2 protein-coding genes are annotated in these 1,910 nt (G+C 53.9%); both read right to left on the reverse strand.

Features of this window, described 5'->3' with window-relative positions; all coding sequences use genetic code 11:
* Window positions 1–406 precede the first annotated feature (406 nt).
* The gene (locus RE6C_RS22225) at window positions 407–1,303 is read right to left on the reverse strand and encodes an isochorismatase family protein (protein ID WP_008660263.1); all 897 of its coding nucleotides are present in this window, start codon (window positions 1,301–1,303) and stop codon (window positions 407–409) included.
* Between the two features lie 228 nt (window positions 1,304–1,531).
* The coding region (locus tag RE6C_RS22230; protein ID WP_236618429.1) for a hypothetical protein at window positions 1,532–1,910 on the reverse strand (379 nt) is incomplete at its 5' end.

Below are 1,910 nucleotides of genomic sequence, written 5' to 3' on the forward strand. Positions count from 1 at the left end.
GACCGAGGCTTTCGGTCGGCATGAGCCCAAACAATCAAAGCAAACGCGTAACCACCCCAGCAAGAACGCCTTTTTGCCGACGGAGAGCCTCCGTCGGCTACGTCATTGCGCCGATTCCTATGTCCCACGACCATGGCACTGGCTGTGCCGCCCCATCCAAGCCTGGTACAAGCGACTGCAACGGAGTCCCGACGTCGGAGAGATGAAACCTCACGACTTGCAAAGCCACGGAAAGCCCCCAATCAGCATCCCATGTAGCCGACCGAGGCTTTCGGTCGGCATGAGCCCAAACAATCAAAGCAAACGCGTAACCTCACCAGCAAGAACGCTTTTCTGCCGACGGAGAGCCTCCGTCGGCTACTTGTTGCGCGACCTCCGGGCTTGGTTCCAGCGAAAGCCTGAACGATCACTCATCACCTTCAAAACGAAATGGTGTACCACCAATGATTTGGTCGCTGGTGATCGTTGGACATACGTATCGTTCGATGTGCGATATCACTCGCCGGGTCCCTTCGAAGTGACTGACGTAGGGCCACATCTTTGGGTTGTACATCGAGTCGGTCATGTCACGCATCAGCACAACGTTCTTGCCGTTCTTTGCCATTTGCCGAAGCCCAAAGGGGCGGCCGAGCACGCACATGTTGGTATGCACGCCCAGCAAAATCACATTGTCAATGTTCCTCGATTCCAGGACATTCCAAACCTCGTCGCCTTGGTCAGTGATGTAGTCCACCGAGTCATCGATTACGATCGTTTTCAGTTGCCGCTTCCAAGGCTTTTTCGGATCGCGTCCCATCGACTCCAGCTTCGCCGCCCAAGCCGCGTGCTCCTCGGGATCATCGTCTTCTCCACCATCCGATTGATCGACGGGATACTCAGCCTCTTCTTCCGCCGGAATGCTGTCACACCAAGCACCGATCTCTTTGGGCAAATTCGCAGCCACGGGTGCCTCGATTGCACGCTTCCGCGCCGGAATGTCCGCGTAGAAATCAACGCAGCCACTCGGTGAATGAATGATTGTCACACCCCGCCGCCGAGCCTCCACGATGACCTCATTCATCCTCGGTGCCATCTCGTTCAAGCGACCGACCGCGTTGAAACAATGGTGATAGTCCCACACGTCGCAAACGATGATCGCGGTTTTGGATGGCTCCCATGACTCGTCCACGTGCTGAATGACAAAGTCACCTGGACCAGATTTGGATTGAGACTGCAGCATCAAATCCAAATTTGATTGCGTTTGGATGACGTTTCCAATTAGCGAGCCCAGAAACGCGACCACGATCGCGAATTTTTTTATCATTCGATTGCTCCGAGTTGAATTGAATCACCTTCATCCTAACCTGGATCAATCTCGCATGACGCCGCCTTTTCGAACGCCTCGATCACAACGATAGGCTCTTACGACACCGAACGAAGGCACGCGAGGGAAGCCAGAAATTCGAGACATTGGGCCAAAATGGTCCATTCATGCTAAACACAAAAGGCAACCAGGGTGGACAGCGGAAAAACCATGTTGTTCAACGCTGCACTACCAAATTTTCCACCAGGACCGTCTAGCTCGCTGTTCAGCGTAGTCGAGAACGGCCTGGAACAGTTCTTTGGCACGGTAGATGTCGTCGCTGACGTCGCCGTCCCAATCGGGAACGTCTTCCAACGCAACGGAAATCTCAGACAGACGCTGTTTCACGTCAGCGATTTCGTCAGGTCCACAACGCTTCGCGATGATGCGGTAGGCTGATTTCGGCATAGTGACGCAATCGCCCAGCCCAAGTTCCGCTCGAACATCAGTGACGATTTGCACCCAATTGCTCATTGCATCGAAAGAAAGCGACCACCGGTAAACGAACACTTCGTTCGACACAGCCATAAATGAACCAGGCGGTGCCTGAACGACCAAGAAAAATACC

This window comes from Rhodopirellula europaea 6C, from assembly GCF_000338295.1.
Taxonomy (GTDB): domain Bacteria; phylum Planctomycetota; class Planctomycetia; order Pirellulales; family Pirellulaceae; genus Rhodopirellula; species Rhodopirellula europaea.